The sequence below is a fragment of the Celerinatantimonas marina genome (assembly GCF_046054165.1).
Lineage (GTDB): Bacteria > Pseudomonadota > Gammaproteobacteria > Enterobacterales > Celerinatantimonadaceae > Celerinatantimonas.
The window spans coordinates 200,615-214,452 of record NZ_JBFNXK010000002.1 but is presented as its reverse complement, the minus strand read 5'-3'; the positions used below and the strand labels follow the sequence as shown (position 1 = coordinate 214,452).

16 protein-coding genes are annotated in these 13,838 nt (G+C 44.3%); 13 read left to right on the top strand and 3 right to left on the bottom strand.

What is annotated here, in order from left to right; all coding sequences use genetic code 11:
• Positions 1-85 precede the first annotated feature (85 nt).
• Positions 86-1,000 carry a RodZ family helix-turn-helix domain-containing protein gene (locus tag ABUE20_RS03370; RefSeq protein ID WP_408618419.1) on the top strand — a complete coding sequence of 305 codons (915 nt, stop codon included), beginning with the start codon at positions 86-88 and terminating at the stop codon, positions 998-1,000.
• A gap of 138 nt (positions 1,001-1,138) precedes the next feature.
• Here the strand turns inward: ABUE20_RS03370 and grcA are convergent, their stop codons facing one another.
• The gene (gene grcA / locus ABUE20_RS03365; protein WP_408618418.1) at positions 1,139-1,519 is read right to left on the bottom strand and encodes an autonomous glycyl radical cofactor GrcA; all 381 of its coding nucleotides are present in this window, start codon (positions 1,517-1,519) and stop codon (positions 1,139-1,141) included.
• Positions 1,520-1,811: 292 nt separating this feature from the next.
• Complete coding sequence (gene nfo / locus ABUE20_RS03360; protein WP_408618523.1) at positions 1,812-2,660, bottom strand: deoxyribonuclease IV; 849 nt, start codon at positions 2,658-2,660, stop codon at positions 1,812-1,814.
• A 117-nt stretch (positions 2,661-2,777) separates the two neighbouring features.
• Here nfo and ung point away from each other — a divergent pair, with 117 nt between their 5' ends.
• From ung to ABUE20_RS03320, 8 genes are all read left to right on the top strand, one after another.
• A complete protein-coding gene (gene ung / locus ABUE20_RS03355; protein WP_408618417.1) occupies positions 2,778-3,476 on the top strand; it encodes a uracil-DNA glycosylase in 699 nt (232 codons plus the stop codon).
• Between the two features lie 374 nt (positions 3,477-3,850).
• Entirely contained in the window at positions 3,851-4,396 is a 546-nt protein-coding gene (locus ABUE20_RS03350; RefSeq protein WP_408618416.1) for a hemerythrin domain-containing protein, read from the top strand.
• 118 nt (positions 4,397-4,514) lie between these two features.
• Positions 4,515-5,330: a sugar-phosphatase gene (gene yidA, locus ABUE20_RS03345; RefSeq protein ID WP_408618415.1), complete on the top strand. Its 816-nt coding sequence runs from the start codon at positions 4,515-4,517 to the stop codon at positions 5,328-5,330.
• A gap of 118 nt (positions 5,331-5,448) precedes the next feature.
• Positions 5,449-6,273 carry a TOBE domain-containing protein gene (locus ABUE20_RS03340; RefSeq protein ID WP_408618414.1) on the top strand — a complete coding sequence of 275 codons (825 nt, stop codon included), beginning with the start codon at positions 5,449-5,451 and terminating at the stop codon, positions 6,271-6,273.
• Positions 6,274-6,295: 22 nt separating this feature from the next.
• Entirely contained in the window at positions 6,296-7,033 is a 738-nt protein-coding gene (gene modA / locus ABUE20_RS03335; RefSeq protein WP_408618413.1) for a molybdate ABC transporter substrate-binding protein, read from the top strand.
• A 39-nt stretch (positions 7,034-7,072) separates the two neighbouring features.
• Positions 7,073-7,756: a molybdate ABC transporter permease subunit gene (modB, locus tag ABUE20_RS03330; protein WP_408618412.1), complete on the top strand. Its 684-nt coding sequence runs from the start codon at positions 7,073-7,075 to the stop codon at positions 7,754-7,756.
• On the top strand, positions 7,753-8,832 hold the full coding sequence (gene modC, locus ABUE20_RS03325; RefSeq protein ID WP_408618411.1) for a molybdenum ABC transporter ATP-binding protein: 1,080 nt from the start codon (positions 7,753-7,755) through the stop codon (positions 8,830-8,832). Before modB ends, modC begins: the two co-directional genes overlap by 4 nt.
• Positions 8,833-8,872: 40 nt before the next feature.
• The gene (locus ABUE20_RS03320; protein WP_408618410.1) at positions 8,873-9,535 is read left to right on the top strand and encodes a TIGR01621 family pseudouridine synthase; all 663 of its coding nucleotides are present in this window, start codon (positions 8,873-8,875) and stop codon (positions 9,533-9,535) included.
• Between the two features lie 89 nt (positions 9,536-9,624).
• Here the strand turns inward: ABUE20_RS03320 and tolC are convergent, their stop codons facing one another.
• Positions 9,625-11,040 carry an outer membrane channel protein TolC gene (tolC, locus tag ABUE20_RS03315; protein ID WP_408618409.1) on the bottom strand — a complete coding sequence of 472 codons (1,416 nt, stop codon included), beginning with the start codon at positions 11,038-11,040 and terminating at the stop codon, positions 9,625-9,627.
• A 209-nt stretch (positions 11,041-11,249) separates the two neighbouring features.
• Between tolC and nudF the strand changes: the two genes are divergently transcribed.
• Genes nudF through ABUE20_RS03295 form a run of 4 tightly spaced genes read left to right on the top strand, consistent with a single transcriptional unit; the run spans position 11,250 to position 13,833 of the window.
• A complete protein-coding gene (gene nudF / locus ABUE20_RS03310; RefSeq protein ID WP_408618408.1) occupies positions 11,250-11,891 on the top strand; it encodes an ADP-ribose diphosphatase in 642 nt (213 codons plus the stop codon).
• A 13-nt stretch (positions 11,892-11,904) separates the two neighbouring features.
• Positions 11,905-12,366: a DUF1249 domain-containing protein gene (locus tag ABUE20_RS03305; protein ID WP_408618407.1), complete on the top strand. Its 462-nt coding sequence runs from the start codon at positions 11,905-11,907 to the stop codon at positions 12,364-12,366.
• A 45-nt stretch (positions 12,367-12,411) separates the two neighbouring features.
• Entirely contained in the window at positions 12,412-13,239 is an 828-nt protein-coding gene (gene cpdA, locus ABUE20_RS03300; protein ID WP_408618406.1) for a 3',5'-cyclic-AMP phosphodiesterase, read from the top strand.
• A gap of 12 nt (positions 13,240-13,251) precedes the next feature.
• Positions 13,252-13,833: a YqiA/YcfP family alpha/beta fold hydrolase gene (locus ABUE20_RS03295; protein ID WP_408618405.1), complete on the top strand. Its 582-nt coding sequence runs from the start codon at positions 13,252-13,254 to the stop codon at positions 13,831-13,833.
• The last annotated feature ends 5 nt before the right edge of the window (positions 13,834-13,838 follow it).

Below are 13,838 nucleotides of genomic sequence, written 5' to 3'. Positions count from 1 at the left end.
ATGGCAAAGACAGGCAAATTATTGCCGCTTTGTGGCGATATCTGTTCGATAGTTTGATTGCAGAAGATGATTCAGAGGAGCGATTATGCCGACAGTAAACAACACCAGTTCATCCACGATGTCTAGTATTTCGAATTGGTTTTCTAATCGACTTTCACCATCGCAAACGAATACCAACTTTGCGAATCGGTTGGCAGAGGCTCAAAATGGAACTCGGGGAAGTTTGTTAAACGGGTTAGCGGCTCAGCGAAGTGATTCAAGTTTACAAAATATTAATCAAAGCGCTTCGGCTATGTTGAATTCGATTAATTTACCAGGAAGTAGCAGTGCTGTTCTGGGAAGTCAGAATCAATCGCTGATGCGCTCTAATTTTACGGCCATCGGTGCTGGAATTGGATTGGGTTTGCTATCGGCATTTGCCAATACGAGTGGAAATGGAAATGGTCTCCAATTTGGTACGACGCAAGGGAATAACAGCAATCGTTCTAATCAGAATACCAAAGGCGTTGAGCTGAGCAGTTTATTGTCGGGCAATATGAGCTTCGGGGTGGCGCCGGCTCAGTCTGCAAACGGCAAGGCAACGACAAATACCCCGAATGCCACAGCTCAGAGTGCTACTCCGGCTCAAGGCGCAAATGTGACTAATCCTCAGCCTCAGGGCAGTAGCGTTCCAGCGCGAGGGGCGAATACAAATACGGCGCAGGCACAGGGAAGCAGTGCACCCGCGCAGGGTGCTAATGCTACTTCGGCGCAGGCTCAAGGGAGTAGTGCTCCGGCACAGGGAGCTAATGCGAATACAGCCAGTACCAGCAATGGTTTTAGCAATTTCTTTGAGAACCTATTTGGCAATCGTCAATCTAGTACGGCCAATGCTCCCACTACAAATAACCAGAATAATCAGCAAGCTAATACCGGGAATAATCCTAATCCAAATGCGGCAAATCCGAATAATGCGACGACTGCAAATGATGGTAACGCGACCAATCAGGCTGGAGCTTAATAGGTAAACCAATAAGAGAATATTCGAGCAAGTTGGGGAGTTATAAAAACGGCCCTTGACGGACCGTTTATCGCTGCAGGATCTTATTTCCGGCACTGAAGGAATTATCTAAGAACCGGAAAATGTGATGCTTCTAGATTACATACTTTCAGTGAAAGTACGGGTAATCACGTCACGTTGCTGTTCTGGAGTCAGAGAGTTGAAACGAACCGCATATCCAGAAACACGAATTGTCAATTGTGGATATTTTTCCGGATGGTTCACGGCATCTTCCAAAGTTTCACGGCGCATCACATTCACATTCAAATGCTGTCCACCTTCAACTCGTGGTGCGGCTTGAACTGGAACTTCACGATATTCGATAGAACCCAGTTCTGCCAGTGGTACGATCTGATCCTGCTGATACAGGTCTTCTTTTACGCACAGGCAACGTGCTTCTTCTTTTGTTTCATCTAGTAACCAGAAAGAGTTGATCAGTGCATCGTTACTAGCTTTAGTGATTTGAATACCTTTGGTCATGATATGCTCCTAATTTGCAATCTGCCTAAGTAAAGACGTCATAATTTCAGCTAAATGCGAGCAAGCATTTGCTCTCTCGCGTTAAACCACTCTTTGAAATCTACTTTATCACAAATGACCTTAATCAAAAAGTGGTTAATTGGGTTTTTGTTGAAAACCATTTTATTGACCTCAATCAATGTTTGTTATCCTAACACGATTGATAGACCTTTTAAATTATAAGGATATATGTACTTTAAATACATCTTTATGTTCGAATTTTGATCTGGATAAAACTTTTGTTAACTTTAGGCTAGAAGATTGAGATCTGCTGTTTAAGCCATTGAATTTCTTCAGGCCATAGTTGGCTATTGATCGTTTCTAAAATCAGTGGAATGTTATCAAAGCGGGGATCTTGCATAATTTTTCGGAAACAATCCGTGCCTATTTGTCCCATGCCCAAGCTATGATGGCGGTCCAAATGAGAATTCAATGCTCCCTTACTGTCGTTGAGATGCATTGCTCGTAAATATTTAAAACCGATGATTCGTGCAAAATCATCAAAGCTTTGTTGCCACCCTTCATCGGTATGTAAAGGATAGCCCGCTGCAAATGCATGGCAGGTGTCAAGGCATACGCCGACCCGACTTTTATCTTCCACTTGTTCGATGATCTGGGCTATTTGTTCAAACCGATACCCTAAATTACTGCCTTGTCCGGCGGTATTTTCAATGACGGTAATGATGTTTGGGATATGGTGGTGGGCCAGGTTAATCGATTCACTAATTTTAGCGAGTGTTAAATCTTCATCTTGTTGGCGAAGATGAGAACCCGGATGAAAATTTAGTAAGGATAGACCGAGTTGTTCGCAGCGTTGCATTTCATCAATAAATGCCGCTCTGGATTGTTCCAGTGCCGAGCGTTCTGGGTGGCCTAAATTAATCAGATATGAGTCATGTGGTAAAATTTGATGGGGTTGATAGCTATAAGTTTGGCAATTTTGTTTAAACTCCGTGATGGCTGATTGGGTCAGTGGCGGAGCTTGCCAGCGGCGCTGATTCTTGGTGAATAGTGCAAATGCGGTGGCACCGATGTTATGGGCATGGATGGGCGCGTTAAAAACACCCCCTGAAGCACTGACGTGTGCGCCTATATATTTCATCATGTAATATCAGTTCATCGTTTATTTATTCGAATAATTGTAATCGAGAGTCTTGTCCTTCAGAAAGTGGATTCGTATGCTGTTGGGCTGACTGAGTAGTAAAAGAGATAAAGCAAGATGACAGAAACATCATGGACACCTATTTTAGGTGAAGAGAAGCAGCAGCCTTATTTTCAACAAGCTTTAGCGTTTGTGGCTCATGAACGCGCCTCTGGAAAAGCTATTTATCCTAAAGCGGAAGATGTTTTTAATGCATTTCGTTTTACCCCTTTGGAACAACTGAAGGTGGTGATTCTGGGGCAGGATCCATACCATCAGCCTGGTCAGGCGCATGGGCTTTGTTTTTCTGTTCAGCCTGGGGTTCGGGTGCCACCTTCATTGGTGAACATCTATAAAGAATTGGCGACGGATATTCCTGGGTTTCAGATCCCGGCACATGGTTATTTAGAATCCTGGGCTCGGCAGGGTATTTTGTTGCTGAATACGGTCTTGACCGTGGAGCATGGTAAAGCACATTCGCATGCCCAGTGTGGTTGGGAAACATTTACCGATTCGGTGATTAAGAAAATAAATGATCACTGTGAGCATTTGGTATTTATGCTGTGGGGATCACATGCTCAGAAGAAAGGATTGGTGATTGATTCGTCGCGGCATTGTGTTTTAAAAGCACCGCATCCATCGCCATTATCGGCACATCGGGGATTTTTAGGGTGTCATCATTTTTCTAAGGCTAATCAGTATTTGCAACAGGTTGGGAAACAACCTATTGATTGGCAGCTTCCATTGGAGATTGCAGAACGTGGATCTTTCGTATAATAAAGATAAACTAATGATGAGGGGCTGTTGATCGGTCATGTTTAAATTTCGTCCCAATTAGACGCATTTTAAACAAGGTGTGTCTGTGACGTTTAATGAGTTAAGCGAATAGGGGGCAACACCGTTCGGGATGGATTGATAGCCTCTAGAAGCTATGGCCGGATTGATTAGCGTATCGATATTTAATCAATGATGAGTGCCGTATATATTCAGATGGATATTGTTGCATAGTAAATAAGTGATATCTTAAGATGCGTATTCGTACGCAGCACTCAATATGCGGCGGGTTTGCATAAACGGTAACCATCAGAGATTCACCTGTTCTGGTAGTCACAATCGTATCCGATAATTACATTTCGAGTGAGGAAGCTGAAATGTTGGACAGTATACAAAATGACCATACGAATATAGCCATGTTGCTTAAAGTACTGGAGCATAAACTCGACTTGATTCGAGGTGAACAAGCCGTTAAATATAAATTGATCGCGGATATTATTAGTTATTTACGTGACTATTCTGATCAGTATCATCATCCCAAAGAAGATGTGATTTATGATTATTTTTGTAAATATCGGGCCACTGATTCGCAGATTTCTGAGCGTTTGAAAGATGAACATATCAAGTTGCGTGAGCTGACGCTGGAATTAGGTGAAGTGGTTGAACTGATTTTATTAGACGCGGTTATTCCATTGGATCAGTTTAGTCAGAAACTGGAACGTTTTATTAGTGCACAGTGGGATCATCTTAATTATGAAGAAGATGAAATCATTCCCTTGCTGAAAGCTTCTCTGACTGAGGATGATTGGCGAAGTATTGAACAAGATTGGCAACATAATCATGTTGATGATCCACTGTTTGGTAGCCATACCGACAAACAATATCAGGCATTAGCTGAACGGATTAAAATTTCAGAAAGTTGATCGCTGATATCTCTTGAAAAGAGTGAATCCGGTTGCAACAGAAGCCGGATAGCACTTTACATCATAGAGGTTTCCCATAAACTATAGCCATCTTTCAATAAAATCACTGAATGTTTGTATGTACCGACTCATTGCACTTGATATCGATGGCACCATCTTAAATTCTGATAAACAAATATCTCCCCGAACGATTGCAGCGATCCAGGCTGCGAGTCAAGCGGGCGTCCATGTCGTGCTCGCGTCGGGCCGGCCGTTGGATGGTATTTTAATGCATTTGGAAACCCTGGGTCTGACTTCGGAAGATCAGTATGTTGTGAGTTACAACGGGGGATTAGTGCAACGGATTAGTGATGGTAAAGTGCTCTGTAGCCAATTATTACATGGTTCAGATACTAAAAAATTGGGGCGGTTAGCACAACAACTCGGTGTACATACGCATGCTTTCAGTTTATCCAAAGGGCTTATTACACCCCAGGTGAGTCGTTATACCGAACATGAAGCGTTCATGAACGATATTCCGTGGACAACGTTTGATTATGAGTCTTTGGATGATGATGAACCTATAATGAAGGTGATGTTGATTGATGAGCCTGATATTTTAGAAGACGCTATTTCTAAAATCCCCGAAAGGTATTATCAGGATTATACGATACTGCGCAGTTCTCCTTTCTTTTTGGAATTCATGAACATTCATACCAATAAAGGGGCTGGAGTTGCCGCATTGGCCGATTATTTATCGATCCCTTCACAGCAAGTCATTTGCATCGGTGATGCGGGAAACGATCATCATATGATCCGTTGGGCTGGCCTTGGTGTGGCGATGGGAAATGCCGATCCGCAGACCCAAGCTTTGGCCGATTATGTGACTCTCAGTAATGATCAAGATGGTGTGGCACATGTCATCGAGAAATTTGTGCTGAATGGAACCGACTGAATAGTTCATCAAAATTAAAATAGTGTTCGCCAGTTGTTATTTTTTTCGATAGACTGAATTTCATTGCTGGCGCTAATTAATCCTTTAGTCAATCTGTCGTTGTATAAAAAAATATATAATGGAATTATCTAACCGGGATACATTTACATCGTTGCAGTTTCAAGTGAGTGGTCAAACGCTGATGTCTGAACAGCGGATCCGTCTCCTTGAAGCCATTCATCAGCACGGCTCGTTGAGTGCGGCCGCCAAAGCTTTGCCCATGTCGTATAAAGCCGCATGGGATGCGCTGGATACGATGAATAACCTTGCTGAAAAACCCTTGGTGATCCGTCAGAGTGGGGGAAAGCATGGTGGGGGCACACAATTAACAGAAGCTGGTGTCCGTTTGATTCATGTTTATCGAGCCTTACAAGCGGAATATCAGCAGGCCTTACAGCAGATCCATTCATTATTAGAACAGCAGCCTGCGATTGAACTGGAGCAACTTCGGCGTTTGCTCCGGCGTATTCATTTTAGAAGTAGTGCTCGTAATCAGTTCAGTGGACAGGTATGTGAAGTGAAACGGCAAGGGGTTCATGCCCGGGTTTCATTGGCGGTCAGCGGTTCCGATAATTTTAAAATTCAAGCGGCAATTACGGCGGAATCTGTCGATGAACTGGGGTTGGAAGAGGGAGTCGAAGTGCTGGCTCTGATTAAAGCGCCTCAGCTTAAAATTGCACGCATTGATGATACTCCTCGTCAGCGTGTTAACAGTTATCAGGGCGTGATTGATCGGATTTCTCAAGATGAACGAGGGAGTCAGGTCAACGTCGCATTAGCTTCTCATAAGCATTTAGCTGTGTTACTCAGTCGGGCGAATACGGAGCGATTAGCCCTGACTGAAGGGCAGTCGGTCTGGGTGAGTTTTGCTCCGTCATCGGTTGTTCTTTGTCGTTACGATTAAATTATCTAGGGAGAATTCTATTATGAAAAAGTTAGTGCTGGTGGCCGCTATATTGGGGGCCTTTGTCGCAACTGGGGCTAATGCTGCCGAAGTCACTGTCGCTGTGGCAGCTAATTTTTATAAACCACTGCAAAGTTTAGCCAGTGCTTATGAAAAGACCCATAGTGATACGGTTAAGCTAAGTGTTGGTTCCACCGGTAAATTGTATGCGCAGATTGTCAACGGTGCGCCATTCGATATCTTCTTAGCGGCTGATCAGCGTCGCCCTCAGAAATTAATGAAGGATAAACAGGCTGTTGCCGGAAGTGAGTTCACCTATGCGAAAGGTCGGCTTATTTTCTGGTCAAAAGAAGCCAATTTGATCCAAGGTGATGCTTATCTGAAAAAAGGGGCATTTGATAAACTGGCGATTGCAAATCCTAAAGCGGCTCCTTATGGCGCAGCTTCGATCGAAACAATGAAAAATCTGAAAGTGTATGCATCACTTAAAGATAAGATCGTATTTGGTCAGAATATTGGACAAACCTATTCCTATGTGAGTTATGGCAATGTGAAACAAGGATTTGTGGCGTTGTCTCAGGTGTATCGTGATGGCAAATTAACTTCGGGTTCCGGATGGATTGTCCCAGGAAATCTGTATCATTCGATTCGTCAGGATGCGGTGCTTTTGAAAGATAATGCGCCTGCTAAAGCCTTTTTAAACTACCTGCAAACTCCTGAAGCTCAGGCGATTATTCGTTCATATGGGTATGATATTTAATTAGAATATAGTTTTAACGGTCAATAAAGAGAGGTACTCATGATAGCAACGGATATTGCCGTCATGTGGCTGACATTAAAGCTGGCAGTTATTGTAACCGCTATCTTACTTGTTATTGCAACACCGTTAGCTTGGTGGTTGTCCCAAACTCAGAGTCGATGGAAATCACCTCTGAGTGCGATTGTCGCATTACCTTTGGTGCTTCCTCCAACCGTCATGGGTTTTTATCTATTGTTATTAATGGGGCCTCATGGACCGGTAGGGTGGCTTACGAAAACATTGGGTGTATCCCAATTGCCTTTTACTTTTGCCGGTGTGGTCGTGGGGTGTGTGGTTCATACGCTACCTTTTGTGGTTCAACCGCTCCAGAATGCTTTTGAAGCGATGGGGCGTCGTCCTCTTGAAGTCGCCGCGACTCTGAGAATGCCGCCGTTAGGCGCATTCTGGAAAGTTGCATTGCCTTTAGCCCGGCCTGGTTTTTTATGTGCGGGAATTCTTGGCTTTTGCCATAGTATTGGCGAATTTGGCGTAGTCCTGATGATCGGGGGAAATATTCCCGGCGAAACTCGAGTGATGTCCGTTGAAATTTACAACCATGTGGAATCACTTGAATACACTCAGGCTCACGAACTGGCGGCAACATTAGTGGTTTTTTCATTTATCGCGTTGTTGATCATTTATATTGCCAATGGGCGATTGTCTAAAAGGTTCGCCCGGTTATGAATGAACAATTACTTTCGATTCATTTTCAGCGCCAGGTCGGGCATTTTCAGCTAAAGGTGGATGAACAGCTCCCGGGCCGTGGTATTACGGCTTTATTTGGAGTCTCAGGCTCAGGAAAAACTACCGTTTTGCGGGCGTTGGCAGGGTTGGAAAGGCTTCCCGAAAGCTATTGCCAGCTCGGCGATTTATTGTGGCAGGACGAATCCACCAATCGGTTTGTGCCGACACATAAACGAGCGATTGGCTATGTGTTTCAGGAAGCAAGTTTGTTTGAGCACTTGAATGTGCGGCAAAATTTGGAATTTGGTTGGCGACGGATCCCTGAATCAGAACGCCGGGTTGAATTACACGAAATCTGTGAACTGTTAGGGATTGGCGATAAGCTTAATCGCCAACCTGGATCGCTATCCGGTGGTGAACGGCAGCGGGTTGCAATTGCTCGAGCATTGCTCACTTCTCCACGTTTGTTACTGATGGATGAGCCGTTATCGGCGCTTGATTTAGCTCGTAAACAGGAATTTCTTCCTTATTTGGAGCGATTACATCAGGAACTGGCGATCCCTATCGTTTATGTGAGCCATTCCCCGGCAGAAGTGGTGCGTCTGGCTGATCATCTGCTACTGCTCGAACAAGGTTCTGTCGTTTTATCCGGCGCGATTCAGGAGGTTTTACTGAATCCTATAAGTGCCCGGTTATTTGCCGATGGTGCAAGTTCGGTGGTTGAGGCTCAGGTGTTTCGGCATGTGGATGGGTTAACCGAATTGCATATGGGATCATTGAAGCTGTGGTTATCACAGCGGGAATTGACGCTCGGTTCTATGATCCGGTGTCGGGTATTTGCCAGTGATGTCAGCATTGCACTGACAGAGCAGTGTGATAGCTCTATTTTGAATCGGTTACCGGCGACAATTCAGTCCATCGATAATCTGGCTCATCCGGGAGAATGTCTGGTTCGGCTGCAACTGACGCAGGGGCCAGCCATTTTGGCTCAAATTTCCCGTTATTCTGCGCAGCGACTTCGTCTTAAATTAGGCATGTCTGTCTGGGCCCAACTGAAGTCAGTCGCAATTTTATAAGGGTTGTTTACAATAGCAGTTTTGCGTGGAGCCGCGGGGCATGCAACTTCCTATCGTTTTTGAGCATCCTGATTTTCTAATTGTCGATAAGCCGGCTGGGCTGAGTTTTCATCGTCAGGATGATTTACCGGGATTAGCTCAATTGCTTAAAGAGCAGACCGGTCCAGTCTGGCCGGTTCATCGGTTGGATAAAATGACATCAGGATTGGTTATTTTTGCCCTCAATAAATCTAGTGCGGCCCACTTTTTAACGCTTTTTCAGTCTCATCAAATTAATAAATATTATTTGGCATTAGCTCAGGGAAAACCCAAGAAGAAGCAAGGGTTGGTGTTGGGCGATATGGAAAAATCCCGAGGGGGAAACTGGATCTTAAAGCGAACCCGGAATAACCCGGCCAAAACGCGATTTTTGAGCTTGTCGGTAGACATTGGGTTGCGGGCTTATTTATTGCGTCCCTATAGTGGAAAAACCCATCAGCTGCGAGTGGCAATGAAAAGCTTAGGTGTCCCGATTTTGGGAGATTCGCGTTATGGTGGAGAAAAAGCGGATCGCGGTTATCTGGATGCTTGTGCTTTGGATTTTAATTGGCAGGGGGAACATGTTCAGTTCACTCGATTGCCACATCAGGGCACGTTGTTTCAAAGCTGTTGTTCGATCCTCGAACCCTGGGAACTTCCTTGGCAGGCCGGATTTCCAGATTAGATGTTAAGTGAGCAATTTGTAATACAGCGCATAAAAAACCATCCTTCCGGATGGTTTTTTATGGGTGAACAATAATGAATCAATGATGATTATTTTTTAGGTGCTTTGGCTGCATCATTGATGGATGGAGCCGCTGGTTGGGTTGGAACCTGTTCTTTAGGTTGATAAAGAACATCATTGATGCCATTTAAGTCGGCCATTGTCAGTGTCCCGGCCAACTGTTTCAACGTCAGCATGTTAATGATGTAGTCATAACGAGCGCCGGCCAGTTGTTCTTTGGCCTGATACAGATTTCGGGTCGCATCCTGAACATCTACAATGGTACGAGTTCCCACGGTAAAGCCAGCTTCGGTTGCTTCCAAAGCACTTTGTGAAGAAACGACCGCTTGTTCATACGCTTTAATCGAACTGATATTCGAATGAACGTTGTTATAAGAACTGTTCAGATTTGTTTGCACGGTCCGATAGGTTTCTTCCAGAGATTGACTGGCTTGAACATAATTAAAACGAGCTTCTCTAACCTGAGAAACGGTTTCTCCCCCCTGATACAGAGGTAATGCGAAATTCAAACCAATACTTCCGGTATCGTAATGCCCCTGTTGATAGCTGGGTGGCGTATAATCCCGGAAATGTGTATCTTGGGTCTGGAGGCCAGCTGAGAGTGAAAGCGTTGGTAAATGGCCACTTTTAGCTAAACCAATCTCTTCGTTAGCCACTTCTTTAGCAATCCGTTGTGCATTTAATTGCAAGTTTTTATCGGTTGCTGTGTCCATCCAGAATTTAGTGCCTTGTTTTACTGGGGTTGGATCAAAGCGGGTTGTATCGAGCAGTTTGAGATCCCGAGGACTGATCCCAATGATTTGGCGTAATGCTTCATAGCTGTTATCGAGCGTGTTTTCAGCTGTGATTTCTTCAGCGATGGTCCGATCATACTCAGCCTGAGCTTCATGAACGTCAGTAATTGGGGTTAAACCGACATCAAAACGTTGTTTGGTCTGATCTAACTGCCGTTTAACCGCAGCTTTGTTGGCTCGGACATAAGACAGATCGTCAATGGCTCGTAACACATTAAAATAAGCTGTTGAAACGCGAACCATCAGGTTTTGCTGTTGATATTTATACAGCGCATCTTGTTGCGTGGCTGATTTTTCAGTGATCGTCAGATTGACCCAGTTGGCTTTTGAGAAAATAGATTGGGTCAGACTTACTCCGGCGCTCGCCTGATTATACCGAAGATACGAATCGTAGTGATTGGTTGAATTGTCTGCACTATGATTCCCGGTTGCATAATTATAACCAGCGGTCAGATCGATATGGGGCAATAATGAAGCACGTGATTGATTAATATGTTCAAATGCGGCATCACGTTGCGCTTTATATTGCAGAATAACCGGATCTTTTTGTTGTGCGAGTTGATAAATCTGTATTAAATCGTCAGCATAGCTATTTAGGGAAAAGGTGCCTAACCCGGCAACTACCAAAATAGGTTTTAGTTTGAAATTCATTCTGATTCCTTTTTGCCCGTTTAGGGAGTCTACACATCAAAGTATGCGGATTTTTGCAAAAGTATCCAGTGACTCTAGACGGTTATATTACGCAATATTTCTGGCTTGAGCAATTGCAATCTTTACGAACAGATTTCCAGATTCTGTTTGTTTATCAGTGACAAAGCGTTTTTTTGAAGCAATGAGTCAGAGTGATTTGAGGTTTATATATGAGTAAAATGTCTGAAAAATCAGAGTTTGATCGTAACGATGTTGAAGTTCGCCAAATTGATAATCTTTATCAGGGTTTTTTTACCTTACATGGTTATCAAATTCGTCATAAACTATTTGCAGGCGGATGGAGTGATTGGTTTTCTAGAGAAGTTTTGGAACGAGGCCATGCAGCGGCGGTGCTACTCTATGATCCTAAATTGGATCAAGTGGTGATGGTCGAGCAATTCCGGGTAGGCGCTTATCCTACGGCCTCATCTCCCTGGCAACTGGAGTTGGTCGCCGGTATGCTGGACAAAGAAGGCGAAGATCCTGAGGCGGTGGCTCGCCGCGAAGCAGGTGAAGAAGCCGGGATCCGATTAGGTCGTGTTGAAAAACTATATAGTTACTACCCGAGTGCGGGGGGCATGACCGAGCGTATTCATCTTTATATCGCACAAGTCGATGCCAGTCAGGCTGGGGGAATTCACGGTTTAGCCAGTGAAAATGAAGATATTTTGGTGCATGTATTAGATCGATGTGATGCGATGTCACTTATAGAAAGCGGCCGAATTGATAACGCTGCGGCATTGATTGCGTTACAATGGTTGGCTTTACACATTGAGCCACTGCGTCAACGCTGGCTTAATGGTGATCAATAAACGGGAGTTTGGATTGAATTCAGCGGTGAAAAAATATCGAGTTGACCTCAATAAGCTGATGCAGGTTTATGCGGCTAACTATCTGATGTTTTGTCGGATGTTCCCCACTGATATGGAAGTTGGTGAACGCATTACTATGCGTCCTAACCGACATACGGAGCCGCATGCGATGGCTGCTCTGGAGTTGTCCTGTAAAGAGCAGACTCGTTACACATCTTTGTTTTCAATTCGTCAGCATTTTCGGCATAATCTTCCTGGGATTAGTGAACCTCATATGGAGGTTCGTTTATATCATGATGCCGCACTGGCTGAAGTGTGTTCCAGTCAGCAGATCTCTCGGCTGAAACCACGCTATGATTACCCAAATCATCATATGTATCAGCAAAATGAGAAGCAGCAGGTAAATTTGTTCTTGTATGATTGGCTTCATTTCTGTTTAGTACATCGGGTTGCGGTCGATGCTTCTACTGAATAGATATTAAATCAATCGATTATTGGCCTCTTTATTCAGAATACGACCGTGGAATTTGAAAAAATAATTGCTCAGGCGAATCCTCAGGGAGATTTGCGTTTGCTCCAGATAACGGATACCCACCTGTTTGCCAGTCGGGGAACCGGGTTATTGGGGATCAATACACTGGACTCGTTCAAAGCTGTATTAGACCAAATTCAACAAGATCAGGCTGAGTTTGACTGGATTATGGCAACCGGTGATTTATCACAGGATCATAGTGAGCGTTCTTATCAGCGATTTGCTGAAGGCATTGCTTGTCTACAGCGCCCTGTTTTATGGCTGCCGGGTAATCATGACTTTAATCCGGTGATGTGGCAAACGCTTGAGCAGTCTGGAATTAGCTCGGCCAAGCAATTGGTGAGCGATCACTGGCAGCTTATTTTGCTGGATACTCAGGTTCCGGAGAAGCCGCATGGATATTTAGCTGCTTCTCAGTTGGATTTTTTGACGCAAGCGTTGCATGAATATCCGAATAAACACGCTCTGATTCTGATGCATCATCAATGTTGTCCGATTGGATGTCAGTGGTTGGATCAGCATAATCTGAAAAACAGCGATCATTTTTATCAGGCTATTCAAGCGCATTCACAGGTTAAAGCCATTTTATTTGGTCATATCCATCAGAATTTTGAATATCAGCAGGGGGGAATTGCATTTATCGCCTCTCCGAGTACCTGTATTCAATTTCTTCCATTATCCAAAGATTTTGCTCTGGATCAGCAACAACCAGGATATCGGTGCCTTACATTGCATCGTAATGGTTCTATTAGCACCCGAGTCAAACGTATCGAAGGGCAACGATTTTTACCGGATAATCAATCGCAGGGCTATTAGTTAGGAGTCGTGATGTCGCGTTATTTGTTGTTCCTTCATGGATTCGAAGGCTCATCGACGTCTTATAAAGGGCAGTGTATCAGGCGTTATTTAGCCGCGCATGATCCGGATATTCAATTGTTATTACCCCAGCTTGCCTGTTATCCTCAACCGATGTGGTTACAGATCCAAGAAATTCTAAATAGTTTTTCAGGACAGCTTATCGGCATTGTTGGGGCCTCCTTGGGCGGATTACTGGCCGCGCGGACAGCAATAGAGAGTCATCTTCCAGCTGTTTTAATTAATCCATTATCTGATTTAGACGGGTTATCTGGTTGGCTAGGCGAACGGGTTCATCCGTTTACTGCCGAGCGGTATCGGTTACAACCGACCCATCTGCAGCAATTGGCTGAGCTGATGATATCCCCCCAAGAGAGTAGTCACCGACATTGGCTGATGTTACAGACCGGAGATGAAGTCCTCGATTTCCGGCAGGCTTTACAGGCCCATCCTCAGGCTCGTCGAACGATCGAGTGCGGCGGTGAGCATGGGTTTAGCGGTTTTCATCGTTATGTTCCTGCGATGATTCGTTTTTTATTAGATAACAAAGAATAAAGAGA